Here is a 26,316-nt window from a genome sequence, read left to right as displayed (position 1 = left end):
GGATTTTGGCAGTTTACTAAGTTAATAGTGAGCTGACAAGATGTTGCAATCTGAAACGTCATATACATTTCTATAATCGCTCAATATTTTTTTTTATGCGTTGGAGCAACTCTTCAAAAGGAGGTTGTCCCTTATAATAAAGGCTTTTAGTCGCTTCGTACCGCTCTTTAAATTTGTTTTGCAGTTCGGGAGAACTGAGATGAAATGCTTCATTTTCGGCAATAAAGACACCTTTATCCTTACCTGTAAAACGAACCTCTTTATGTTTTTGATAATCGTCCGTACCAATAAATTCCTGTACTAGTGGATTGTCAAGCAAACAGTAAATATCATAATATTGGCGCATTAGATTGGGCTTCTCTTGCCTCTTTTCCTGTTCAATTCGGAATTTTGTTACGATAGTTTGGAGCTTTTCGACAAAAGTATATCCGGGATGATAACAGGCTATATCAATGGCTCGATTATCCTCAATCTTAATTTTACCGCTAACTGCACGCTCATAGGCCCATGAACTAATTCTCAAGTTGTTGTTCGGTGTCACTGTGTCAAATCCAACTTCAAGAAGTATACCTTCTTTAGCTCCTTCTACTTTATCGGCGGAGCTTTCATAAAACAGCCTGATGCCGCCGCTATTATAAGTTTTTTCGTTGTCAAATGCCTTATCACGTAATATTGATGTAATTCCCTCAATTTTGATTTGTTCTGCAAGCCAATCATAATATTGCCTTCTCGAATCTACGGCATCTCCTTTAATATTCTTAGGATTGGATACAACTCCTAAATCATCCGGTGGGTATATTTGAATATCTATATCTTCTGAAAATCGGTCAATAATGCCATAGCCCTTCGATAAAGAAGTCCCGCCTTTCATTACAAATGAAAAGCCTTGCTTCTTAAGGCCGTATAATACGTGCATAATCCAGTAGTCTTTTTCAATAAGGCCCGCAAGGATTCCCGTCTCTTTTTCCAGGATTCTTAAAAGATCAGCAAAATTCTTATGCTCATGAAGAAATTTAGACGGCATGGGCAATCTGGTTTTGTTCGTTTAATACAGGTGACAATAGAGATTTAGTTTTGACATTACCGTAGCTATCCAAGGATCGCTTTAGTTGTTTCCTGTCCATTGAAGTTACTTTTGCAAAAACATTTTTTAAAAGCACTTCTTTATCCTCTGCCAGGGTATCTATATTATTGACTAAATCGACCAGCAAAAATTCAGGGGTGAGCTTTTTGGGGAAATGATGTTTAGAATGGAAAAAAAATTCTTTACCACCCAAATTGAATTCACCATGCCTTTTATGGTTATATACAATGCGCTTATTATACAATTGGGTCGTTCCAACTCCCAAACTATTATAGGCGTTTGGTGAGGTCAGTAAAAAATTATCATCCTTTAAAAAAGTGCGTACTAGCACTTTCTCATCAGGTGGTGCGACCCCAAAAACAGTTTCTTTGGGAACATAATATAGTCCAGCCGATACCTTCTCAAGCAAACCTTCTTTTAAGAGCATTACAAGATGGCGATCAACAGCATTAGACCATTGAGCTAAATCAGCGCGGCGATATACCTCACCACTTCTCAGATGCTTTTTGAGTTCCTCTAGCTTTTTCATTTTTTCTGTTCCTCTATACAAATATAGCACTAAATCATCTTTTTGCAAGTAATTTAATTTAAAATTCATGCAAATTTCTTAATTAAGTTATTGATAATTAAAGTATTAAGTAGTAGTTTTGATTTAATAAAGTTCCGGTTGGGCGAAAGCGCTCTCATTTTTTAAATAACACAGAACACTATTATATAGGGGTAGTGAAATATTATTGTGTGTAGTTATGTAATTAAAAAACCTTCTCATTGTTTGGAACCTCGTGATGATGATTGGATACTGAAAGATTCAAACATCTGCATATTTAAATACAGCCTACCCTGCATATTCCTTTTTGAATAATTATTTGATAATTATTCTTTTGAATTCTTTTTGAGAATTTTCCCCGAAAATATTTCCTTAATTACGAAACTTTCGTAGATTTACGAAAAGTTCGTAATTAATAAATTCATCAATATGGAAAAGCTCACACAACAGGAAGAAGCTGCCATGCTGGCGATATGGAAAAGGGGGAAAGGGTTTGTGAAAGACTTCCTGGAAGCACATCCTGCACCGGCACCGCCATATACTACACTGGCTTCTACCATTAAAAATCTGGAAAAGAAAGGATTTGTGGAAAGTCATAAGGTGGGTAACGTATATGAATATACGCCGATTATAAAAGAAGAGACCTATAAAAACAGGTTCATGAGTGGTTTTGTAAAAGACTACTTTGAGAACTCTTATAAGGAGCTGGTATCTTTCTTCGCCAAAGAAAAAAAGATCAGCCCTGAAGAGCTCAAAGAAATTATCCGGATGATTGAAAGTGGTAAATAACCTAAACCTGGAAAACAATGATACCTGCCATACTGATATACCTCCTGAAGGCCAATATTGCGCTGACACTTTTTTTCCTCGCTTACTGGCTGGGATTAAGAAGGCTGACCTTTTACACCCTTAACAGGGTGTTCCTGTTGACCGGCATTGCTTTTTCCTCTTTATTTCCATTAGTAGCTGTTAATTCATTTGTCAACCGGCACCAGGCTATTGCCGGCGGCATGACTTATCTGCCAGATCTCGAAGCGCTCAAAACGCATGGAGACAGCTTCACCGTGTGGACCTTGCTGGTATATCTTTTCTGGGCAGGTGTAACGGTAATGTCTATACGTTTTGCCGGGCAGCTCTTCTCACTCTGGAGGATCCATAGGAAGTCCAGGCCTGGTATAGTAGAAGGCGCTGCCGTGCGGACATTGCAGAAGGAGTTATCCCCCTTCTCGTTTTTCCGCCATATCTACATTAATCCTTCTCTGCATCAGCCGGATGAAATACCGGCTATCCTCCGCCATGAGCAGGTACATGTGAAACAATGGCACAGCGCCGATGTAATACTGGGAGAACTGAATAATACTTTTTACTGGTTTAACCCCGGTGCCTGGCTGATGAAAACAGCGATCCGCGAAAACCTGGAATTTATTACTGATCGTTATCTCCTGAAGCAGGGCATAGATAAAAAAACATATCAATACAGTCTGATACAAGTTAGTGGGATCCCATATGCGACGGCCATCGCAAACAATTTCAATTTCTCACATTTAAAAAACAGGATCATTATGATGAACAGGAAACAGTCATCAGCCATCCAGGTGGTACGCTATGGAGCTTTCGGCGTACTGGTGGGAGGCCTGGTATTATCGCTCAATTACAGCCGGGCATCGGTGGCCAACCACCAGGCGGTATTTGCCGCTGCCGCTGTACAACCTAAAGATTCCACCGGTCCACGTGAGGCGGTTTTTGTTGCCGAACCGGCATCACCGGAGCGCACTGCTTCCCCGAAAGCCAGACCAGCCGCACCTGCTGTGGTAGCGAACCCAACCCCACTGGCAGCACCAGCACCTAAAGAAGCAGGTGCAGTAGCTGCTGGCGGACCGGCACCTGTTACCCTCCGGGGAAGTGCTAATACGGTTAATGGCGAGGGCCCTCTGTACCTGCTGAACGGCAGACCCATCACCGATGGGGAAATACACTCCCTCAATCCGGATGATATTGAATCAATCAGTGTTTACAAAGGTGCTTCTACGGGTACCTATATAGAACAATACGGTGAATCCGCCCGCAACGGTGTAATTGAAATATTTACCAAGTCCTGGGCTGCTGCCAATAAAAAAACGATAAGCGGCCAGGCTTTTGTAGCAAAAAACACGACCATCTCTGGAACAGCCAACCATGTATCTGTAGCTACTGGCGGTAGCGCGGCTAACGGTGGAAAAGTGACGGTGATGGGCCACGTTATTATGGTCAACACTAACAATGCATCTGTACAGGGTGCCTCAGGCAATACTATGTCTGCCGATAAAATCACCCTCCTCTCCAAAGAGCAAGGCAGCGTCAATGCCAATAAAAATGATAAAGATGCCAGACAAGCAAAAGTAGAATCAGACGCTAAACCTTGATTCATCTTCTCTTCGCTCGGGAAGCAAAAAGCCACGGTCCGCCACCGTGGCATTTTTGTTTGTAGTCAACTTTCTCCGGGCATTAACGTTATACTTAAGCACTGTTTTCTTCCCCGGATAAATAGCGGTTATGTTACAAAAAGGCGATAAAGCACCCGATTTTACTCTCCAGGCAGCTCCCGGCAAACCTTTCAGGCTATCGGACCTGCATGGCAAAAATGTCATCCTCGCATTTTATCCGGCCGACTGGAGCCCCGTTTGCAGCGACCAGATGGCCCTGTACAATGAAATGCTCCATTTCTTCGAAAAGTATAACGCTATGCTGCTAGGCATTTCTGTGGATGGTGTATGGTGTCATCAGGCATTTGCGAAAGACAGGAACCTGCACTTCAACCTGCTGTCGGATTTTGAGCCCAAGGGAGCGGTGTCACGCCAGTACGGCGTGTATAAGGAAGGCGTTAGTCAGCGTGCCCTGTTTGTCATCGATCAGCAAAGGATGATACAATGGAGCTATCTGTCGCCTATCGATGAAAACCCCGGTGCTGATGGTATTCTGCAGGCACTGGAATCCATGACGATGACCGCCTGAACAAAAAACTGATAACTCAATTATATGCTTACACCTCCCATTACCAGCCGCGATCATGTAACCGGCAATCCCCAGGGCACTGTGGAGATTGTAGAATATGGAGATTTTCAATGCCCCTACTGTGGAGAAGCATTCGGTGTAGTCCGTGACCTGCTGCGGTCTGCAGATAATATCAAATTTGTATTCCGGCATTTCCCATTGGCAGAAACCCACGAGTACGCCATGGATGCGGCCATAGCTGCCGAAGCAGCCGGCAGGCAGCAGCAGTTCTGGCATATGCACGATGCCCTCTACCTCCATCAGCGGCAGCTGAGCGATAATTTGTTTATGGAACTGGCCCGTAACCTGAAGCTGGACCTCGACCAGTTTGAAGAAGATATGCAGGACAACCGCCTGGTCAGCAAAGTAGAAGCTGACTTCGAAAGTGGTGTGCGCAGTGGTGTGAATGGCACACCTACTTTCTTTATCAATGGTAAAAGATATAACGGAGATTATCGTAACCTGTTATCAGTGGTGCGTCACTGAGCGTACACAACGGAATCCCAGATTGGCCAGGCCCGATTCAGGGGTTGTTTTCATCCTGGCAGATACTCTGTACCCGCGGCAATACTCGTCACTGCACATATAGGAGCCCCCTCTGATCACATGTTTTTCCAGCGCCGGATCTTCCGGATCATACCCTTTGGACGGCCCGGAAGGGTTGGCAGTTCCCTTTTCCATCTGTGCGTAATAACGGGCATCATACAGATCAGACACCCATTCCCACACATTGCCGGACATATCATACAGCTGATAACCGTTAGGGCTATACGATTTTACAGGCGCTGTGTTTTCAAATCCATCTGTATGGGTATTTTTATAGGGAAAATTACCATTCCAGGTGTTGGCTTTAGGTTTGCCGGCAGTCAGGGCTTCACTGCCCCAGGGATATATCTGGTTGGAAAGGCCGCCTCTGGCTGCATATTCCCATTCTGCCTCGGTGGGTAAGCGTTTGCCGGCCCATTTGGCGTAAGCCTGTGCATCATGCCAGGATACCTGCGTTACAGGATGATCTTCCCGGCCTTTGATATCACTTCCCGGTCCTTCCGGATGTTGCCAGCTGGCGCCTGCAATAAAGCTCCACCACTGCGATACATCGTTGAAAGGCACTGCATGATTGGGCGGTGTAAACACCAGCGCCCCGGCCGCCAGCATGCTGCTGTCCGGCTCTGCTGAGCCCGGAGGCAGGGTGGCCATCAGTTCTTCTTTGGAGATTGGCTTTTCGGCGGTGGTCACATAACCGGTGGCCGCTACAAAGACAGCAAATTCACGGTTGGATACTTCATGTTCATCCATCCAGAAACTATCCACTTTCACACTATGTTTGGGATACTCATCAGGCATGCCGGTACTGTCATCTGCACCCATGCTGAACGTGCCACCCGGAACCAGTACCATCCTGTTGAGTGTATCCGTGCCAGTGATAGTGGTGGTAGTATCCTGTTGAACGGCTGGCCGGCTGTTGCCTGCACAGGCCGTCAGGGATGTGATTATACTGAGATATATTAAATGCCTGCTCATCCGCACAAAATAAGAAAGTTCGGAGTATCCCGCAAACAAAGGGCTCGCATCACCGTTAACAATAATATAATGATTTTTTTACGCAAACTGTCGTAAACTGCACCCTGATCGGTGCAACAGACCGGCACTGTTATTCAGGTTTTGCATATGGAACAGTCAGTCATGCCTTTTACCAGAAAGGATTTCGGGGATGATTTTCTTTGGGGAGTCACCATTTCCGCTTTTCAGAATGAAGGCGCTCATGATCGTGATGGCAAGGGACTTTCCATCTGGGATACCTTCTCTGGCCGAAAGGGCAAAATCCGTGATAAAACCCATGCACAGGTAGCGTGTGATTTCTATCATCGTTATACACAGGATATCTTACTGGCTAAAATGCTGGGCTTCAACGTATTTCGTTTCTCCTTATCATGGTCCAGGATCATACCCGGAGGCACCGGTGCGGTTAATCAGGCGGGTATTGATTTTTATCACCGTGTGATAGATGCATGCCTGGAGCTGGGTCTGGAGCCTTATGTTACTTTATATCACTGGGACCTGCCACAGGCGCTGGAAAATAAAGGCGGATGGTGCCACCGGGGTGTGGTGTTTGCTTTTGAAAACTACGTGCGCGTATGTACGCAGGCTTTTGGCAACAAGGTAAAACACTGGATCATCCTGAATGAGCCATTCGGTTTTACGGCGTTGGGATATATGCTGGGCGTGCATGCGCCTGGTAAGTTTGGCTTGTCGTGGTTTCTGCCGGCAGTGCATCATGCGGTGATGGCACAGGCAGAAGGCGGGCGTGTGGTCAGGGAAGAAGTAGCCGGTGCCAGGATAGGTACCGCCTTGTCCTGCTCCCAGATTATTCCCTTTACCAACAATGAACAGGACCTGAGGGCTGCCCGAAAGGCCGATGCGCTGTTTAATAGGCTGTTTCTCGAACCGGCGCTGGGTATGGGTTATCCTGTTGAAGACTTTCCGCTGCTGAAAAAGATAGAGCGGCGTTATGCCCTTTGGCGCGACTGGGATAAGCTGCCCTTTGATTTTGATTTTATCGGCGTACAAAACTATTTCCCGCTGGTAGTAAAGCATAATGCTTTTATGCCCGTCATCAATATATCAGAAGTGAAGCCGAAAGCCCGCAACGTGCCTACCACCGCCCTGGGATGGGAAATCAACGGTAATGGCCTGTATGAAGTGCTGAAACAGTTTGCAGCCTATGACGGTGTAAAAAGACTCATCGTTACCGAAGGGGGGGCTGCTTTCCCTGATATCCGGGATGAAGACGGATCTATCCGCGACAACGACCGTATACAATATTTTACAGAATACCTGGGAGGCGTGCTCAAAGCCAAACAGGAAGGAGTGCCGGTAGATGGTTATTTTGCCTGGACCCTGACCGACAATTTTGAATGGGCCGAAGGATACCGTGCCCGCTTTGGCCTCGTACATGTTAATTTTGAAACCCAGCAAAGAACGATCAAGGATTCGGGCTATTGGTTCCGGAATCTGTTGAATGAATAAACGAAATTAAAAACGCCGGGCAGCATCATTTCGCTGCCCGGCGTTTTTAACGGAAACCCTTACTGGTTCAGTCGCTTCAGGAACCATAGATCTCTCAGACTGAAGTTAAATACAGCGTTAAAATAATTTTCCTTAATGAGTCCATTGCTGGTAGTGCCACGCTGTCCGGCTTCTATACCGATATAGTAGCGTAGCTGCCCGTTTTTGCTGGGCAGGGAAGCCCCGAGTGTACCGGCAATATCGTGTATGGAAGTGTTTTTAATGACCAGTGGCGATTGATTGTAACTAAAACCGGCCTGCAGGATAAGGGCTTCGATGGGACGGTTGTAGTATTGTTTATTGATCGCATATTCCACTCCTGTTGAAAACCGTTGGCCATCCTGATAATAATAGTTCAGTCCTTTCTCGCTGAGATTATTCCACTGCTGATGACGATAGTCTGCTACCCAGGTGAGGGCACCATTGGTGAGTGAAATACCGGCGCCGTATTCGGCGGGCAGCGTAAAGTAGCCGGGAGCCAGCTGTTCACTATAATAGGAGAGGGCATCCTGGTTCACGATGTTGAGCTGTTGTTGCAGCTTCATCCTGGTCTGGAAGCGGTAAGTGGCGCCCAGTCCCAGCTGCCATTTGTCGGTTACCTTGGTCACGTATTGAGCGCCGGCGGTGAAGTTGGGCTTGAACGTATAGGTGTTATGCTGTGTGATGAGGGAGTCGGAACCGGTTGTCTGTGCGGTATTGAGCGGCCCGAAGAGAAAACCGGTGGACACTCCTATGGAGAAATGTTTGTTCAACTGAAATCCATTGGAGATATAGGCCCTGTTGAGCCCGCCGGTGCCGGTAGTGGCGGCGGTGATCGGGTTGCCGGTACCGGTGATGAACTGGTTGTTGAGCACTTTGAAATTGACAGTGCTGAATGGAGTGATGCCTGCGCTGATGCCCCAGAACCGGGCTGCTTTAAAACCCAGTGCCAGCCTTTTGAAGTTGAGATCGGAGGCGGTCTGCGAGATGTTGTTGCCGGAGTAGTTCAGGTACTGGGCTTTCATCGAAACATCGAGCATAAAGCTTTGTGTAGGCAGGGCGCTGTAGGAGGCGGGATTGAGCTCGTTCAGGTAGCCGCTGTTACGACGGCCTATGCCGGTGCTTCCGAGGCCGAAATTGCGGCTGTAATCCCTTTCTTCGAGGTCTCCTATTCCATAGGCGGAATAGATGGAGTTAAGGCCGTGTTGTGCCTGGGCGGCTGCGGTCAGCAGCAGTAAACACAAAAAACAGGTATATCTTTTTATGCGCATAGTCATGTCCGTTATTTATACAACAGGTAGTACACCTGGACTTTTATTTTCTTTTTAGCGACCTGCTGATCGTTTGTTATCAACCGGTTGAGGGTATTTCTGCCGGCACCGCCGGGAGTTGTCAGCAACAGGCCGCGGGTGCCAGCCAGATCGGCCGACAGCTGGGTGTTGCAGTAATTGGTGATATCGTAGGAGTAGTAGGTGTTTTCGTTGTACTGATTATCTATGGAGAGATTGCCATAACTGATGGTATCTGTCACGGTATTGGTTTTGTCTACCTGGCAAAGGGCCAGGTTAGCAGGTATCTGGCTGCTATTGGCGTAAGTGCCGCTGGCAGGATATACGGTCAGCACCACTTTCATGATCTTAAAAAACTGTCCCAGTTGCTGCATATTTTTCAGGAAGGGGATATCGATACGTGTAGCCACGCCCGTGAGCGACTGTGTAAACGTCATATTGCCGGTGGCGGCGGATGGCAGCTCTTTTACAGGTCCCTGTAGTTTTTCCAGCGGGCTGCCGGTACGGTTACTCAATACCTGGTTAAACTGCAGCTCACTGCCGTTCATTTTAAAATCTATATATCTGGCCGTTGGAATCAGTTCATTGATATGATAGTACAACCGCATAGTCAGTGCAGTATCTATCGCCTGGAATGCCATAACAGACGCGCTTCCGGGGCCTGGTGTAATCTTCAGCCCCGGGAAAAAATTGAGGAAACTGGAAGTAGGGAAGATGTCAGGGCTTTTGTCGCGTACCATGGTAAACAACTGGCTGCCCAGTGCGTCAGACATTTTTATGGAGATGCTTTTGTCGGTCTTTGGCCGGATGATGCCGGTAAAAGTGCCGAGCGGAGTATTTTCTGTCGTGAAGTTACTGTTGTTGTACAGGTAGTAGAAAGTTTTGGCAAACTGTATCGATTGTGTGACACGATACACCTGTAAACTTTGTGGTATGGTGGAATCGCCGGCAATATACCCCGTGGGCCTCATGAGAAGCCGCAGGGAGTCGAAGCCGGACCCATTGACAGGAATGTCTGTTGAAGATGGTGCCTGCAACTGGAAGAAAGAGTTGATAGTAGAAGTTCCGAAATAGGGATCTGCTTTAACACCGGTAAGTAATATCCCTGAACCGGAGGTCGGCACCGAATCATACTGAATGGTTTTCATCGTCAGCGAAAGGGTATCGGTGAGGATATAATCTGTTTGCTGGTTATCTACCACATTGTCATAGGTGAAACCAGCCTTCTGACAGGAGCTGCAGAGGGCTGTTACAAGTAGGGTCATAACGGTAGTTACGTATATAATACCGCCTGAGCACTTTGCACCTTTGTGTGAAAAAATAGTCTCGTTCATGGTGCGCAATTTTAGACAGGATCGATACTTACAGTTGCTGTAATATGCCAACGGCCATTATTCATCGATGAATCCTTTAATCCGTTCTTTATGCTGCCAATAGTGTCCTGATAGCCATTAAGGAGGAAAGATTACTGCTGGGAGATGAAAAAGCGGTATCTGTCATTTAAAAAGAGGGGAATGTCTATTTCCTGTTTGCCGGAATGCTCCTGCGGATAATTTTGGCAATAGTAAAAAGAACATGCTAATGCGTTATTTAAAAGGTTACAGTTTATTATTGGTCGCTTCCCTGATGGCCTGTTCCAAGAGTTCCACCACTACTGATAAAATAGGCAACTGGATTAAACGTTCCGAATTTGAAGGAGTGGGCAGGAGTGCTGCTGCGTCTTTTGTGATAGATAACAAAGCCTATGTAGGTACCGGGTACGATGGTGAAAACAGACTGCAGGATTTCTGGGTGTATGATGTAGACCTGAACCAGTGGACACAGAAAGCCGCGTTGCCGGGTGCTGGCCGCAGTGGAGCCGTAGGAATGGCCATGGCGGGAAAAGGTTATGTAGGTACCGGTTATGACGGCCTCAACAAACTGAACGATTTTTATCAGTATGATCCTGCATCCAATACCTGGGCCCGCAAAGCTGATTTTGGCGGTACTGCCAGATATGGTGCCGTAAGTTTTGCGCTGAATGACAAAGGATATATCGCTACGGGTTATGATGGCAACTGGTTGAAAGATAACTGGCGCTATGATCCCGCCTCCAATGCCTGGACACAGGTGCAAAGCCTCACCAGTGGTAAAAGACAGGATGGTAATGCTTTTGTGATCGGCAACAAGGCTTATGTGTGTATGGGTACCGCTAATGGTACTTATGTATCCGATTTTTATGCTTTCGATGGTACGACCGAAACATGGACAGCACTGCGTTCCATTGATAACGTGTCTGACCAGAGTTATGATGACAGCTACAACTTTAAAGGCAGTGGTGCCGCTTCGTTTGCCATGCGCGGCCTGGGATATATAGCAACCGGTACCAAAACGGGCCTGTCAACTGCCGTATGGGAGTACAACCCCGGTACTGATCTGTGGGTGCAGAAAACAGATTTTGAAGGTGCTGCCCGCAACGGTGCTGTCGGCTTTGCTGTAAAAGACCGCGGCTTTGTAGTGCTGGGCACCAGTTCCAGCCAGCCGTTTGATAATATGTTTGAATTTGATCCTACAGCGGCATATAACCAATATGACTAAACGAAAATTATTTATCCTGGCAGGAGCAGCCGTATTATTATTGCTGCTGATAGTTGCCAGGCATCGTAAACCGGCGTCTGCGCAGCAGGACGGCATGGTGCAACTGACAGTGGTGCCTTTCGAAATCAATGGTGGATGGGGATATAAAGTGATGATGGATAATAAGCCCTACATCTATCAGGATGTTATTCCCGGTGTTGCGGGTAACCAGGCTTTTCATTCGAAGGAAGATGCACAACGGGTAGGTAACCTGGTGCTGGAGAAAATGATGCAACACAAATTGCCAGCTGTTACGTTGACTGAATTAATGAAAATGCAAGTGGCCGGTATACAATAAGGATGTTGTCTGTTCAACGGGTTTGATCTCACCTGGTTTTAATTACTAAAAACCGGGTGGGATTCCCTGTTTTAATTGGATTTTAATCTCTATTAATTTTAACAATCCGTTATACCAGGATTAACAAACTTTAACACAAGCGTAACCGGATACGGTTGTATGTTTATCGCATCAAACTAAGTGATGCCTAATTTCAAACGGATACTAAAAAAACGCCCTGTCGTCGTGGCCCTGCATGTGTTGGGATGGGTATGTTTTTTATTCTTTCCTTTCTTCATCTACCGCATACAAATTCTGCACAAAGGATTTTTCATCAAAGAGCTGATTGATAATCTCTTTCTGATTGCTATTTTTTATCTGAACATTTATGTGTTGATTCCACGTTTTTTCAACCGGAAAAAAATAGTACTCTATCTCTCTACTGTGATGTTGCTGGTGGTGTTTATCACGATACAACAGGCCGCGCTTGATTATTATTTTTTCAGAAATTTTATGGGCCGCTCCGCGATGATGACCATGCGTATGGATAAAAATCATCCGGAGGAGGGTGTAACAAGAAGCGGCTTCCCACCGTTTCATCATCGGTACCGTTTATTCGAAGAAGGGGTGACAGAGATGGCTTCGGTGGTTGCAGTGCCGGCAAAAGGAGATGCAGCTGTTTTTGGAATGGGCAAGCCGGTGGTATCTACAATGCCAATGCCGCCGCCGCGCTTATACCGTATAATGGGAGAGAAACCTTCTTTCTGGGAATACCTGCTGTTCCCGGAAGTGCTCCGCCGATCTGGTTTTTTTGCATTGCTGATGTTGTTTATGAGTGGTTTTATTAAGATAGCGGTGGAGTGGTTTGAAAGTGAAAAGCAGCGGGAAGCGTTGAAAGTAGAAAAACTGAATGCAGAACTGAAATTTCTGAAGTCGCAGATTAATCCACATTTCCTTTTCAACTGTCTGAATACTATCTATTCGCTGGCACATAAACAATCAGGGCAAACGGAACATGCTATCCTGAAGTTATCAACCATCATGCGATATATGATCTATGAATCCAATGAAGCGAAAGTACAGCTGGAACACGAACTAAAATACCTACAGGACTACATTGACATACAGCGGCTGCGGCTGCCACAGGATATAGAGATCCAATATACCTTAAACGGCCAGCCTGCCGGCTTTCAGATAGAACCCATGCTGCTGGTCCCTTTCGTGGAAAACGCCTTTAAACACGGCATCAGTTATGCGGAAGACTCCTTTATCAATATCGATATTACGATCGCCGAAAATATGATCAGATTAATGGTCAGAAACAGCCTCTTTAAGGAAAGGGTGGCTGAAAGAGGAGGTATTGGATTACAGAATGTGTTGAAGCGGCTGGACATGCTTTATCACGGTGACCATGAAATCACCATCACAGAATCAGACAACCAGTTTATTGTGGATCTTAAAATAGTATTGAAAAAATGATAAAGTGTATTGCTGTGGATGATGAGCCGCTGGCGCTGGAAATCCTGGAGGATTATATCCGTAAGGTGCCCTTTCTGAGCCTGGCCGGTAAATTCGAAAACGCGGCTACCGCCCTGCGCTTTATCCAGGAAGAACCGGTAGACCTGGTATTCCTGGACATCAAAATGCCGGATATTACAGGCATACAATTCCTGAAATCTCTGAAATATCCGCCCATGGTAGTTTTTACAACTGCCTACGGCGAATATGCCCTCGATGGCTTTAACCTCGATGTAGTAGACTACCTGCTGAAGCCTGTGCCCTTTGAACGATTCCTCAAAGCCGCCGCCAAAGCCAGTGAAGCCTTCTCGGCCAATCAGCAGAAAACAACCCAGCTGGACCCAGCCTGGACCAATGACTACATCTTCATCAAAACGGAATACAAAATCATCAAGATCAATCTTGAAGATATTCTTTTCATCGAAGCATTGAAAGACTATACGAAAATCTATACTCCCAACCTCCCTGTGCTCACGCTGCGCAGCCTCAAATCATTTGAAACCCGTCTTCCGGCAGATAAATTCATCCGGGTACACCGCTCTTACCTGGTGTCGCTCAGTAAAATCAACTCCGTGGAGAAAAACACCGTCATGATTGCCAATCAGTCTATCCCCATCAGCGATGGCTACCGCGAACGCTTCTATGACGTGATCAACAGAAACTCCTGATTATAGGATGGTTGTTTAAAATAAAGTGAAGACAATCAGCAGACAAAGCCTATAGCCGCTGTAGGCTTCACTTTATTTTAAATAACCATCTGTTCGGATCATCATATTTTCATTTTTTTTCGGAACTTTGGTGGCACCATTCAAAAAAGAACCTTAATCAAAAACCACCAACATTGGAAAGAATTTATTTTGACAACGCAGCAACTACCTCCCTGGACCCGGTGGTATTAGATGCCATGCTGCCGTATATGACTGAAAAATTCGGTAACCCGTCATCCATCTATTCTTATGGTAGAGAGTCCAGACTGGGCATCGAAAATGCACGTAAATCCGTAGCAAAGACCCTCAATGCGCACCCGGGAGAAATATTCTTTACCTCCGGCGGCACAGAGAGCAGCAATACGGCCATCAACGCGGCAGTGAAGGACCTGGGATGCAAACACATCATTTCTTCACCCATTGAGCACCACGCCACCCTGCATACTGTAGAGTACCTGCATCATCACGACGGTGTGGCCCTGTCATTTGTCAAAATATTGCCATCCGGCCATATTGACATGGACCATCTCCGTGAACTGCTGCAAGGCTCCAAGGAAAAATGCCTGGTGACACTGATGCACGCCAACAATGAAATCGGCAACCTGCTCGACTTATACGCAGTAGGTACCCTCTGCAAGGAGTTTGACGCCATCTTCCATTCCGACACCGTACAAACCGTAGGGCACTATCCTTTTGACCTCCGCAATACACCGGTACACTTCATCACCGGCGCCGGTCACAAGTTTCACGGCCCTAAAGGTGTAGGCATCCTGTATATCAATGAAAACGTGAAAATCACGCCTTTCATCCAGGGTGGCAGCCAGGAACGCAATATGCGCGCCGGCACCGAAAACCTGTACGGCATCATCGGTTTCGCCAAAGCGCTGGAACTGGCCACAGAACACTACGACGAGCATAGTCAGTATATCAACGACCTGCGTCAGTATATGGCTGCAGAACTGGAGAAAAACATTCCGGGCGTAGCCTTCAACGGCGACCTGCACGGACGTAGCCTGTACACAGTCCTGAACGTGTCTTTCCCTAAATCAGAAAAGAGCGAGATGATCCTGTTCAACCTGGACATCAACGGTATCTGTGCCTCCGGTGGCAGTGCCTGTACCTCCGGTGCCAACGCCGGCTCCCACGTGATCAGAGCCATCAACAGCAATCCTAACCAGATCGCTGTACGTTTCTCCTTCTCTAAAAACAACACCAGAGCGGAAATAGACAAGGTGATCACAAAACTGAAAGAACTGATCTAAATTTTTTTATTTTGTCATTTTGTTATTTTTTCAATAAAAAAAGAAGACCGAAGCATAATAATCGCTTCGGTCTTCTTTTTAAATAAAAAAATGATAAAATAAAAAAATTACAAAATCACATAAACTCCTTGATGTCCTGCATGATCCGTTTGGCGATATTGTCAGCCGTTGTTTCGTTCTGACTTTCAGCGTAAATACGGATAATAGGCTCTGTGTTGGAGGTGCGCAGGTGTACCCAGTCTTTGTCGAACTCAATCTTCAGGCCATCTTCCGTGTTTAACGGTTGATTTTTGTATTTCCCTTTGATTTTCTCGAAGATGGTTTTTACATCCACACCTTTGTCCAGCTCGATTTTATTTTTGGAGATGAAGTAGTCGGGGTAGCTGTTACGCAGCGCTTTGATGTTTTTTTTGCTCTGTGCCAGGTGGCTCAGGAAAAGACCGATGCCGATCAGTGCATCACGGCCATAGTGCAGGTCAGGAACGATGATACCACCATTACCTTCGCCGCCGATGACAGCCTGGGTGTCTTTCATTTTCTTTACCACGTTTACTTCTCCTACGGCAGATGGCGTGTATTCACCACCGTGTTTCAGCGTGATATCCTTTAATGCCTGGGTGGAAGACATATTGGAAACCGTATTGCCTTTGCGTTTGCTGAGTACATAGTCAGCTACGGCCACCAGGGTATATTCTTCACCAAACATGCTGCCATCTTCACAAACGAAGCAGAGACGGTCCACGTCCGGATCTACGGCGATGCCCAGATCAGCGTTGGATTTGTCTACTTCATTGGATAACGCAGTCAGGTTTTCGGCCAGTGGTTCCGGGTTGTGGCTGAATTTACCATTCACTTCCCCGAACAGTACCTGTACGTCTTCCACGCCCAATGCTTTGAGCAGCGGTGGTACAAACAGGGCACCGGTAGAGTTAACCGCGTCCACTACGATTTTGAAGTTACGCTCTTTAATAGCGGCCACATCCACCAAAGGATAGTTCACTACCAGGTCTACATGTTTCTGGAGATAAGAATCGTCCTGGGTGTAGGAGCCGAGTTTATTCACATCAACGAAGTTAAAGTCTTCGCGTTCGGCGATATCGAGCAGCTCCGCGCCGTCTGCGCCGGAAATGAATTCCCCTTCCGCATTCAGCAGTTTGAGGGCGTTCCATTCTTTTGGATTATGGCTGGCAGTGAGAATGATACCGCCTGCAGCATTTTCCATTTTAACGGCAATTTCCACAGTGGGTGTGGTAGACAAGCCCAGATCAACTACGTCGATTCCCAGGGCATTCAGTGTGGAAACTACCAGGTTTTTCACCATTTCGCCGGAAATGCGGCCATCACGGCCGATTACCACTTTGCGGTTGTCGGTCTGGCGGGAGAGCCATGTACCGTAAGCTGCTGTGAACTTTACTACATCGAGGGGAGAGAGTCCTTCGCCGGGCTTGCCGCCAATGGTTCCGCGAATGCCGGATATTGATTTGATCAGTGCCACGAGATTCAATTTTTTAAGGAAGGCAAATATAAAAAAATCCACTCCAGATTTCCTAATTATGAAAAGATGATGAGCCTTACCCCTGAAACAGCCATTTTCCCCACTCAGTTTTCATTATATTTGCAGCTACGCTTTTAAAAAAACAGCTATACGTTGCATGCAAAACTTCTGGAAGAATATACCCCGGTATATTCGTTATGTGGTTGTTCAAACACTCTATCTTTTCCTGTTGATGGTGCTGTTCAGGGCTATTTTTTACCTGTTCTTCTTTAAGTCGACCATTACCAGCAGTGCTGTGATTACAAAGGCGTGGTACCTGGGCCTTAAGTTCGATCTCCGGCTGGCGCTTATCCTGGTAATCCCCATCGCCCTCATGGCGGTCATTGCCCGTAACCGTTTTTTTACTTCAAAGGTTATACGCAATATTAACAGAACTTATGTTTTTATTGTTTTTACTGTCCTTACCTTATTATTTATACTCGATCTGGGGCATTACGACTACCTGGGTTTACGTCTTGACCCGTCCATCCTGCGTTTCCTGGCTAAAGGGGAGCGGGCAGACAATGCCCGTATGGTATGGCAAAGTTACCCGGTGGTACGTGGTTTCCTGGGGCTCTTCGTATTCCTGTACCTTGTATTCCGCCTGCAAAGGCGCACCTGGAACCACCTGTCCGCCGAGCCGCCGGTATATCTCCGCAACTGGCCCTTCACCGGCTATGTTACCGGACTTACCCTCCTGATCGCCGCCGGCATCTATGGCAACTTCGCCTATTTCCCGCTGCGCTGGAGCCAGGCCATGTTTACCCGCGACAATGGCGTGACCAGCCTGGGACTCAATCCCATCCTGTATTTCGTCTCCAATTTCTCCGTACAGGGTGATACCTACGATATCAATCTCACTAAAAAATATTATCCGTATATCGCAGAATACCTGAAGGTAGACAAGCCCGATGCGGAAAAACTGGATTACCGCCGTACTGTCCCCGCTGATTCCACCAAACCAAAGCTCAATGTCATTCTGGTCATGCTGGAGTCTACCGGTGCAGCGCCTACCAGCATGTACAACAATCCCATGCAGGCCACGCCCAACATGAAACGCCTGGCCGACAGCGGTATCCTCTTCAAAAACTTTTACGTGCCGGCCATCAGCACCGCCAAAACTGTTTTTGGTGTCACTACCGGCCTGCCCGACATTACTGCCGTGAAAACGGCCAGCCGCCATCCTAAAATGCTGGACCAGCGTATCATCATGGACCAGTTCAAAGGATACGAAAAACTGTATCTCCTCGGCGGTAGTACCAACTGGGCCAACATACGCGCCGTATTCACCAACAACGTGGAAGGTATCAACATTCACGAAGAAGGGATGTACAAATCCGGCAAAGCCGATGTATGGGGCATCTCCGACTACGACCTGATCACCGAAGCCAGCGAAATATTCAAAGCCAGCAACGATCAGAAGAAACCTTTTGTGGCTTTCCTCCAGCTGGCAGACAACCACCCGCCATATACCACCACCAGCGGGGCCGGCGATTTCAAAAAAGTGAAGGAAAAGGACATCGATATGGAAAAATTCAAAAAATCCGGATTCGTGTCCATCGATCAGTTCAATGCCCTGCGCTATGAAGACTACAACGTAGGTCACCTGATAGACATGGCCCGTAAAGATGGTTACCTCAACAATACCGTCTTTATGTTCTTCGGCGACCACAACTGTATCCTCAATCCGTATTCCTTTATGCCGCTGCCGGAATACGAACTGGCCACCGGCGGGGTGCACGTGACTGCTTTTATGTACAGTCCCGGCCATGTGGCGCCACAACAGGTGATTAATACTCCCGGCAGCCTCCTGGATGTTTATCCTACAATGGCCAGCATGGTAGGTATACCTTATAACAACTATACCCTGGGCACCAACTTGTTGGACAGTACCCGGGTAAATGATAAATACGTGTTTATCACCTATTTGCGTAATCAGCAGCCTTATTACGCGCTCATCGGTGACCGATACCTGTATGAGATCAATTTGGTCACTGCAGCCACTGCACTGTACGACCTGCAGGCCGATCCTACTAAGAACATACAGGCCCAGCAGCCGGACACGGCAAAAAATCTGGATAATTTAACACGTGGCTTCTACGAAAGCACGCGATATTTGATGTTTAATAATAAAAAATAAACTGTTGCCACGGCAATTTGCGAATTATGGATATAGATATAGATAAAAGCTGGTTTAAAGATTGGTTCAATTCTCCTTACTATCACCTGTTATACAGCAATCGGGACGAACAGGAGGCAGCTGCATTCATTGACAAGCTGCTGGCTTATCTTCAGCCCTCTCCACATGCGGAGATGCTGGACGTGGCCTGTGGTAAGGGCCGTCATGCCAAATACCTGGCGGACAAAGGATACGATGTTACCGGCATAGATCTTTCCATAGAGAGCATTAATATCGCCAAGAAAATGGAAAATGAGCACCTGAGCTTTTTCCAGCACGATATGCGCCTGCCTTTCCGTGTCAACTACTTCGATGTGGTGTTCAACTTCTTCACCAGCTTCGGTTATTTTGCCTCCCAGCGCGACAATAACAACGCTCTCCGTACCCTGACCAACGCCCTGAAGCCTGGTGGCAGGCTGGTACTCGATTACCTGAACAGCTCATATGTGGAAAAACACCTCGTATATGATGAAGTGAAGGAAAAAGATAATGTGGTGTTTGATATCCACCGGGAGGTGAAAGATCATAAATTCCTCAAAAAAATTAATATTCTCGATAAAAACCTGATGAGAAGGCTCACCTATGCAGAGAGCGTCAATGCTTTTAACCGGGAGGATTTTGAGCAGATGTTTGCCCGACAGGGACTCGTTATTACGGAAATTTTCGGAGATTATCATTTTAACAGCTATGACGAAGAGCGCTCGCCACGCCTCATCCTCGTTGCTACAAAACCTTAGCCATGCTTGAAAGTATCCTGAAACAGGACCTTCGGTTATTCTTCCATATCAACGGGCAGTGGCACAATGCTGTGCTGGACTATATCCTGCCCCTGGCAAGGGAGCCATATATGTGGGCGCCGCTGTACCTGTTCCTGGCCTTGTTTGTCACCATCAACTACCGCTGGAAAGGCTTCTGGTGGATTCTTTTTTTCCTGCTGTGTTTTGCGCTGGCAGACCAGAGCAGCCTGTACATCAAACAGGCATTCGGCCGGGTCAGACCCTGCCGTGACCCGATAGTGTCGCATTATGCACGGATACTGGTGGGGTATTGCCCAACGAGCGGAAGCTTCACCTCCAACCATGCGGCCAATCATTTTGCGTTGGCTACGTTTTGTTTCTTAACTTTAAAATCAGCATTGGGCCGGTACACCTGGTTATTTTTTCTGTGGGCGGCCTTAGTAGGTTACGCACAGGTATATGTTGGTGTGCATTACCCGCTGGACGTTGCCGGCGGCGCCGTACTGGGCATATTTATAGGGCTGCTGAGTGGAAGTTTCTTTCAACGCCGCATTAGACTGGAGCCTGAACAAACATCATGAACTGGAATTATCTTATACTTATATTATTGGCTACGCTGGGCGGTGGGCTGATCCCCATGACGATCAGGCGTATCAATGCCAATTTTACCATTTACCTGCTGGCCTTTACCGGCGCCTTCCTGTTTGGGATCACCACCATGCATCTGCTGCCGGAGGTATACCATGAGCTGGGACATAATGCCGGCATTTATGTTGTCCTCGGTTTTTTCCTGCAGGTATTCCTTCAGCAGTTATCGCATGGTATGGAACATGGCCACACCCATTTACCGGGTGAAAACCACCGCCATATTGCGGTAACACCGCTGCTGCTGGGACTTTCCATCCATGCTTTTATGGAAGGTATCCCGCTGGGATTTCATTATGAAGATAAATCCGCGCTCCCATCTTTAATGGTGGGCGTGGCTGCGCATAAAGTACCGGAAGCATTAACACTGATCACCGTGATGATGCATGCACACAGGAAAAAGGCAGAGCTGTGGCGTATACTCATCGCTTTTGCCCTCGTTACTCCCCTGGCAGCTATACTGGCCGGGTGGATGGGCAACCGCTTTGAGATAGTACAACACTACCTGCTGTACGTGGTGGCCCTGGTAATTGGTGCATTCCTGCACATTTCCACCACCATATTCTATGAAAGCGGCACCAAACACCATGAACTGAGTGGAAAAAAAGTGATGGCCATAGCGGCAGGACTGGTGCTGGCATTTCTTACCCTTATATTTGAATAATTTTTTATTTTTAGACTTTAAATCATGGAAGTCGTCATTATCTTCATCCTTATTTTAGTGAACGGCATATTTTCGATGACGGAAATAGCCCTGGTCTCGGCTCGCAAGAGCAGACTGGAACAACAAGCTAATAAAGGGGATGAAAAAGCAAAGGCCGCTCTGAAGCTGGCCAATAATCCGGAAACCTTTCTTTCTACCGTCCAGATCGGTATCACACTCATCGGCATCCTCATCGGTATTTACTCCGGTGAAACGATCAAAGACGAGGTAATGGCCTGGCTCAACCAGTTTCCCGCCGTTACCACCTATAGCAACCTCCTCGCTACCATCATCGTTGTTATTGTCATTACCTATTTTTCTCTGGTATTGGGCGAACTGGTACCGAAGAGAGTGGGCACCGCCAAACCGGAAGCCATCGCCAAAATGATGGCCAAACCCATGCAGGTAGTATCCTGGCTCACTTTCCCGTTCATATTGCTGTTATCCGCCTCCACCAACCTCCTGGTAAAAATATTTAATCTGCACCCCGAAGAATCGCAGGTGACAGAAGAAGAAATCAAAGCCATCATCAGTGAAGGCACTACTTCCGGAGCTATCGAAGAAACAGAACAGGAAATCATCGAAAGGGTATTTCATCTGGGCGACCGTAATATCACCTCGCTCATGACCTACCGCAACGATATCACCTGGCTGGATATCAACGAAACACCGGACCAGTACCAGCAAAAGATCCACGAAAGTCTGCATAATGTTTATCCGGTATGTGAAGGCCAGATAGACAGCGTCAAAGGCATCGTGTCTATTAAAGACCTGTACGCCGTGGCCGGTACATCCACCTCACTGACACAGATCATACGTAAGCCACTTTTTGTTCCGGAAAACAATACCGCCTACCAGGTACTGGAAAAGTTTAAGGAAACTCATGTACATGCCGCGTTCATCGTCGACGAATATGGTACGTTTTTGGGTATGATCACGCTCAACGATATTTTAGAGGCGATAGTAGGCGATATGCCGGAAACAGAGGAAGCCGATGATTATGAAATGGTACTGCGCGAAGACGGCTCCTGGCTGGTAGATGCACAGATTCCGTTTTATGATTTCCTGGCAGAATTTGATAAGGAAGACTGGATGTCTGAATTTGAACAGGACTTTGATACCCTGGCCGGATTCATTCTCCATCATCTGGAACATATTCCGAAAACAGGGGAGAAATTCCTCTGGCGTGGCTTTGAGTTTGAAATAGTGGATATGGATGCTCATCGTATAGATAAAGTACTGGTAACACCACCTGTGCAAACTGAAGAGGAGTAATAGACCAACCATCCCCCAAAGCAGGTACATTTCGCATGCGTACTTACCCGTAATTCGTGATTGTCCGGGTGGATTTATTTGATTAAATCCATCTTTGTACTATTTTTGAGCACTTTTTTACATAAATAATTAAATAATATAATATAAAATGGTTGTATTAGGAAGTAAGTCGCTGACGCTGGACGAGGTGTATCGCGTGCTTTACGCCGGAGAAGAGTTGACACTGGATGAAGCGGCATTACAGCAGGTGGAAGCCAGCTTTTTGTTTCTGAAAACGTTTTCTGCCAAAAAGCTGATCTACGGTATCAACACAGGTTTTGGTCCAATGGCTCAATACCGTATTAGTGACAGCGATACCTTTCAGTTGCAATATAACCTGATTCGCAGCCATAGCACCGGCGCCGGCAAACCCTTGTCACCGGTGATCACCAAAGCCCTCATGATTGCCCGCCTGAGCAGCTTCATGCAGGCCCATTCCGGTATTCACCCCGAAGTGGTTCATCTCTTAAAAGACCTGATCAACAAAAACGTATACCCTTGTGTATTTGAGCACGGTGGCGTAGGTGCCAGTGGCGACCTCGTACAGCTGGCTCACCTGGCCCTGGTGCTGATAGGAGAAGGGGAAGTATGGTACGAAGATAAAATGCAGCCTACGGCGGAAGTATTTGCCCGCCTGGGTCTCAAACCAATCGGTATCCACGTCCGCGAAGGACTGGCTATCATCAACGGTACCTCCGCGATGACAGGCGCCGGACTGGTAAACCTGATCCAGGCCCGCCAGCTGCTGGGATGGGCAGTGACCCTCTCCGCCATGATCAACGAAATAGTGGAAGCTTTCGACGACCACCTGTCTGCCGAACTGAATGCCGTGAAAATGCACACCGGCCAGAACACCGTAGCCGCCCGCATGCGGGAAGTGCTCCAGGGCAGCAAAATGGTGCGCCATCGTCCGGACCACCTCTATAAAGAACTGGAAGAAGAAATCTTTAAGGATAAAGTACAGGAGTATTACTCCCTGCGCTGTGTACCACAGATCCTCGGCCCCGTGTATGATACACTCATACAGGCCGAAAAAATAGTGGTGCAGGAGCTCAACTCTGTGAGCGACAACCCCGTAGTAGACCACGAACTGGAAAATGTGTTCCATGGCGGTAACTTCCACGGTGATTATATCTCCCTGGAAATGGACAAAGTGAAAATCGCTGTCACCCGCCTGTCTATGCTGGCAGAGCGTCAGCTCAACTACCTGCTGAACGAAAAGCTGAACCACAAGTTCCCGCCGTTTATGAACCTGGGCAAACTGGGCTTCAACTTCGGTATGCAGGGCGCTCAGTTTACCGCTACCTCTACCGTTGCGGAAAATCAGACCTTGTCCTTCCCGATGTATGTACACAGTATCCCCAACAACAACGACAACCAGGATATTGTGAGCATGGGCTGTAACTCAGCGCTGATGGCCAACAGAGTGATCGCCAATACCTTTGAGGTACTGGCTATTCACACCCTCACCGTGTTACAGGCAGTAGATTTCCTGAACTGTCAGGACAGGCTCGCGGCTTTCTCTCATAAGGTTTACAATGAAGTAAGAGCAATTTATCCTAAATTTATTGAGGACAGACCTATGTACAAGGACCTCGGCAAGATTAAGGAATACCTGTTGTGTAATGAGCCGGTAAAAATGTTCTGATTTCTCTGTAATTCAAATGAGCAAACACGGCATGCCGTGATTCATAATCCAGTAATTCGTATTTTTCATGAAATGTGCCTTAATTACAGGAGGCTCCCGCGGTATTGGCAGGGCAGTATGTATTAAAATGGCTGAATTGGGATATCATGTCCTGATAAATTATAAAGGAAATGAAGCTGCCGCACAGGAAACCCTGGAGGCAGTAAAAGCGAAAGGCAGCAGCGGTGAGCTGTTGCAGTTCAACGTAGGAGATGCCGCCGATGTACAGGCTGTACTGGGCGCGTGGATCGAACAACATAAAGACCAACATACCATTGAAGTGCTGGTGAATAATGCAGGCATACGGGAAGATTCCCTCATGTTCTGGATGTCCGAAGCACAATGGAACAATGTGCTGAATATCAGCCTGAACGGGTTTTATCATGTGACTAAGCAGGTACTCAACAGCATGTTGCTGAAACGTTACGGACGTATCATCAACATGGTGTCTTTGTCCGGTATCAAAGGATTGCCCGGACAAACCAATTACTCTGCTGCCAAAGCAGGCGTAATTGGCGCTACCAAAGCGCTGGCACAGGAAGTAGCCAAAAGGGGCGTAACGGTGAATGCCATCGCTCCCGGCTTTATCAAAACGGATATGACCGCAGAGCTGAACGAGAAAGAGCTGGCAGCACAGGTACCGATGAACCGTTTCGGTACACCGGAAGAAGTAGCCGATGCAGTGGCGTTCCTGGCGTCTAAGTCTGCGGGTTATATCACCGGGGAAGTGTTGAATATTAATGGAGGTCTCCATACTTAAAAAGCATTTTGTACATGAACCGAGTAGTGATCACTGGAATGGGAATCTACTCCTGCATTGGTAAAGACCTGCAGGAGGTGAGGGATTCATTGTATAAAGGAAAGTCTGGTATTGTGCTGGATCCTGAACGGAAAACATTTGGTTACCGTTCCGGTTTGACCGGCAATATCCAGCGGCCGGAGCTGAAAGGTTTGCTGGACCGTAGGTCCAGGCTGATGATGCCTGAACAGGCCGAGTTTGCGTATATGGCAACCCGTGAGGCGCTTGCCCAGGCGGGTATGGACCAGGACTATATTGACCAGACCCCGGTAGGTTTGCTGTACGGCAACGACAGCTCCGCCAAACCGGTGATCGAGGCTACAGATATTATGCGGGAGAAAAAGGATACTATGCTGGTAGGTTCCGGCTCGGTGTTCCAGACTATGAATTCTACCGTTAATATGAACCTGGCCACTATCTTCAAGCTGAGAGGGGTAAACTTTACGGTGAGTGCGGCCTGTGCCAGTGGTTCCCATGCCATCGGGCTGGGGTACATGTTTATCCGCAACGGTATGCAGGACGCGGTGATCTGCGGTGGTGCACAGGAGGTGAATCTATATGCCATGGGCAATTTCGATGCGATCGCAGCTTTCTCTACCCGCGAAAATGACCCTGAGCGGGCTTCCAGGCCTTTTGACCGCGACCGTGACGGGCTGGTGCCCAGCGGTGGCGCGGCTACCGTGATCCTGGAGAGCCTCGAATCAGCCAAACGCAGAGGGGCCCCTATCCTGGGCGAAGTGTTGGGCTATGGCTTTTCTTCCAATGGCGGCCATATTTCCAACCCTACGGTGGACGGACCGGTACGTTCCCTGCAGATAGCCTTGCAGGATGCAGGTCTGCAGGCAGCAGATATTGCCTATATCAATGCCCACGCTACCTCTACGCCGGCAGGTGATGCCAGCGAGGCCCGTGCCATCTATGAAGTGTTTGGTACCTCCAACCCTTATGTAAGTTCCACCAAATCCATGACCGGCCACGAATGCTGGATGGCTGGTGCCAGCGAAATCGTATACTCCATGCTGATGATGCAGAACGATTTCATTGCCCCCAATATCAACCTGGAAAACCCGGATGATGATGCTGCGAAGTTGAACATTGCGACCAAAACCATCGATAAAAAATTTAATATATTTTTGTCCAATTCCTTCGGCTTCGGAGGAACCAACTCTTCTCTTATTGTAAAAAAATGGGAAGGGATGTAATATCTGGAGGTTTGATTATGAGTTTATTGTAGGCTGACAGGCGTTTCAGACCCGCTGTATTGCCAAATATGCAAATGACCAATGCTCTAAATGTTTTAACTTTGGAAGATTAAAAATCAGGATTGGGTAAATAAGAACCGC

General features: G+C 47.2%; 24 protein-coding genes. 18 read left to right on the top strand and 6 right to left on the bottom strand.

Translation table 11 applies throughout. The annotated features are described in order from the left end of the window. Positions 1-70: 70 nt before the first annotated feature. Both KD145_RS13750 and KD145_RS13745 read right to left on the bottom strand, forming a co-directional pair. Positions 71-1,024, bottom strand: a complete 954-nt coding sequence (locus tag KD145_RS13750; protein ID WP_212006430.1) for a nucleotidyl transferase AbiEii/AbiGii toxin family protein — start codon at positions 1,022-1,024, stop codon at positions 71-73. Next, positions 1,014-1,682 carry a hypothetical protein gene (locus tag KD145_RS13745; RefSeq protein ID WP_249219830.1) on the bottom strand — a complete coding sequence of 223 codons (669 nt, stop codon included), beginning with the start codon at positions 1,680-1,682 and terminating at the stop codon, positions 1,014-1,016. The genes KD145_RS13750 and KD145_RS13745 overlap by 11 nt, the downstream gene beginning before the upstream one ends. Positions 1,683-2,060: 378 nt before the next feature. On the opposite strand from KD145_RS13745, the gene KD145_RS13740 reads away from it, so the two are divergent. From KD145_RS13740 to KD145_RS13725, 4 genes are all read left to right on the top strand, one after another. Continuing rightward, complete coding sequence (locus KD145_RS13740) at positions 2,061-2,420, top strand: BlaI/MecI/CopY family transcriptional regulator (protein ID WP_212006429.1); 360 nt, start codon at positions 2,061-2,063, stop codon at positions 2,418-2,420. A 17-nt stretch (positions 2,421-2,437) separates the two neighbouring features. Further along, positions 2,438-4,033, top strand: coding sequence for a M56 family metallopeptidase (locus tag KD145_RS13735; RefSeq protein WP_212006428.1), 1,596 nt, complete (start codon positions 2,438-2,440; stop codon positions 4,031-4,033). A 130-nt stretch (positions 4,034-4,163) separates the two neighbouring features. Further along, on the top strand, positions 4,164-4,622 hold the full coding sequence (locus KD145_RS13730; protein WP_212006427.1) for a redoxin domain-containing protein: 459 nt from the start codon (positions 4,164-4,166) through the stop codon (positions 4,620-4,622). A 24-nt stretch (positions 4,623-4,646) separates the two neighbouring features. Beyond that, positions 4,647-5,147 (top strand): DsbA family protein, encoded by a 501-nt coding sequence (locus KD145_RS13725; protein WP_212006426.1) that lies wholly within the window; start codon positions 4,647-4,649, stop codon positions 5,145-5,147. Here the strand turns inward: KD145_RS13725 and KD145_RS13720 are convergent. Continuing rightward, a complete protein-coding gene (locus tag KD145_RS13720) occupies positions 5,130-6,182 on the bottom strand; it encodes a formylglycine-generating enzyme family protein (protein WP_212006425.1) in 1,053 nt (350 codons plus the stop codon). The genes KD145_RS13725 and KD145_RS13720 overlap by 18 nt on opposite strands. Positions 6,183-6,329: 147 nt before the next feature. Between KD145_RS13720 and KD145_RS13715 the strand changes: the two genes are divergently transcribed. Further along, positions 6,330-7,688, top strand: a complete 1,359-nt coding sequence (locus KD145_RS13715) for a GH1 family beta-glucosidase (protein WP_212006424.1) — start codon at positions 6,330-6,332, stop codon at positions 7,686-7,688. A gap of 59 nt (positions 7,689-7,747) precedes the next feature. Here the strand turns inward: KD145_RS13715 and KD145_RS13710 are convergent, their stop codons facing one another. Together KD145_RS13710 and KD145_RS13705 are read right to left on the bottom strand one after the other, a co-directional pair. Beyond that, positions 7,748-8,983 (bottom strand): hypothetical protein, encoded by a 1,236-nt coding sequence (locus KD145_RS13710; RefSeq protein WP_212006423.1) that lies wholly within the window; start codon positions 8,981-8,983, stop codon positions 7,748-7,750. 5 nt (positions 8,984-8,988) lie between these two features. Further along, entirely contained in the window at positions 8,989-10,260 is a 1,272-nt protein-coding gene (locus KD145_RS13705) for a DUF4270 family protein (protein WP_212006422.1), read from the bottom strand. Positions 10,261-10,576: 316 nt separating this feature from the next. Between KD145_RS13705 and KD145_RS13700 the strand changes: the two genes are divergently transcribed. The 5 genes from KD145_RS13700 (at position 10,577) to KD145_RS13680 (ending at position 15,375) form a co-directional block, all read left to right on the top strand. After that, positions 10,577-11,572 carry a kelch repeat-containing protein gene (locus tag KD145_RS13700; RefSeq protein ID WP_212006421.1) on the top strand — a complete coding sequence of 332 codons (996 nt, stop codon included), beginning with the start codon at positions 10,577-10,579 and terminating at the stop codon, positions 11,570-11,572. Continuing rightward, positions 11,565-11,909: a DUF4907 domain-containing protein gene (locus KD145_RS13695; protein WP_212006420.1), complete on the top strand. Its 345-nt coding sequence runs from the start codon at positions 11,565-11,567 to the stop codon at positions 11,907-11,909. The genes KD145_RS13700 and KD145_RS13695 overlap by 8 nt, the downstream gene beginning before the upstream one ends. A gap of 183 nt (positions 11,910-12,092) precedes the next feature. After that, complete coding sequence (locus KD145_RS13690) at positions 12,093-13,367, top strand: sensor histidine kinase (RefSeq protein WP_212006419.1); 1,275 nt, start codon at positions 12,093-12,095, stop codon at positions 13,365-13,367. Next, complete coding sequence (locus KD145_RS13685) at positions 13,364-14,074, top strand: LytTR family DNA-binding domain-containing protein (RefSeq protein WP_113617357.1); 711 nt, start codon at positions 13,364-13,366, stop codon at positions 14,072-14,074. Before KD145_RS13690 ends, KD145_RS13685 begins: the two co-directional genes overlap by 4 nt. 173 nt (positions 14,075-14,247) lie before the next feature. Continuing rightward, positions 14,248-15,375: a cysteine desulfurase family protein gene (locus KD145_RS13680; protein WP_212006418.1), complete on the top strand. Its 1,128-nt coding sequence runs from the start codon at positions 14,248-14,250 to the stop codon at positions 15,373-15,375. Between the two features lie 115 nt (positions 15,376-15,490). Here the strand turns inward: KD145_RS13680 and glmM are convergent, their stop codons facing one another. Further along, complete coding sequence (glmM, locus tag KD145_RS13675; RefSeq protein WP_212006417.1) at positions 15,491-16,870, bottom strand: phosphoglucosamine mutase; 1,380 nt, start codon at positions 16,868-16,870, stop codon at positions 15,491-15,493. A gap of 157 nt (positions 16,871-17,027) precedes the next feature. On the opposite strand from glmM, the gene KD145_RS13670 reads away from it, so the two are divergent. From KD145_RS13670 to KD145_RS13635, 8 genes are all read left to right on the top strand, one after another. Further along, positions 17,028-19,049: an LTA synthase family protein gene (locus tag KD145_RS13670; RefSeq protein ID WP_212006416.1), complete on the top strand. Its 2,022-nt coding sequence runs from the start codon at positions 17,028-17,030 to the stop codon at positions 19,047-19,049. 26 nt (positions 19,050-19,075) lie between these two features. Further along, complete coding sequence (locus KD145_RS13665) at positions 19,076-19,825, top strand: bifunctional 2-polyprenyl-6-hydroxyphenol methylase/3-demethylubiquinol 3-O-methyltransferase UbiG (RefSeq protein ID WP_212006415.1); 750 nt, start codon at positions 19,076-19,078, stop codon at positions 19,823-19,825. 2 nt (positions 19,826-19,827) lie between these two features. After that, positions 19,828-20,406, top strand: coding sequence for a phosphatase PAP2 family protein (locus tag KD145_RS13660; protein ID WP_212006414.1), 579 nt, complete (start codon positions 19,828-19,830; stop codon positions 20,404-20,406). Next, positions 20,403-21,134, top strand: a complete 732-nt coding sequence (locus tag KD145_RS13655) for a ZIP family metal transporter (protein ID WP_212006413.1) — start codon at positions 20,403-20,405, stop codon at positions 21,132-21,134. Before KD145_RS13660 ends, KD145_RS13655 begins: the two co-directional genes overlap by 4 nt. 24 nt (positions 21,135-21,158) lie before the next feature. Further along, entirely contained in the window at positions 21,159-22,448 is a 1,290-nt protein-coding gene (locus KD145_RS13650) for a hemolysin family protein (protein WP_212006412.1), read from the top strand. Between the two features lie 148 nt (positions 22,449-22,596). After that, the gene (hutH, locus tag KD145_RS13645) at positions 22,597-24,135 is read left to right on the top strand and encodes a histidine ammonia-lyase (protein ID WP_212006411.1); all 1,539 of its coding nucleotides are present in this window, start codon (positions 22,597-22,599) and stop codon (positions 24,133-24,135) included. Between the two features lie 67 nt (positions 24,136-24,202). Next, the gene (gene fabG, locus KD145_RS13640) at positions 24,203-24,934 is read left to right on the top strand and encodes a 3-oxoacyl-ACP reductase FabG (RefSeq protein WP_212006410.1); all 732 of its coding nucleotides are present in this window, start codon (positions 24,203-24,205) and stop codon (positions 24,932-24,934) included. 14 nt (positions 24,935-24,948) lie between these two features. Further along, a complete protein-coding gene (locus KD145_RS13635) occupies positions 24,949-26,175 on the top strand; it encodes a beta-ketoacyl synthase (RefSeq protein ID WP_212006409.1) in 1,227 nt (408 codons plus the stop codon). Positions 26,176-26,316: the final 141 nt, after the last annotated feature.

Source organism: Chitinophaga sp. HK235 (genome assembly GCF_018255755.1).
Classification (GTDB): Bacteria; Bacteroidota; Bacteroidia; order Chitinophagales; family Chitinophagaceae; genus Chitinophaga.
The sequence above is the reverse complement of the archived record's forward strand: the minus strand, read 5'-3'. Positions and strand labels throughout refer to the sequence as shown.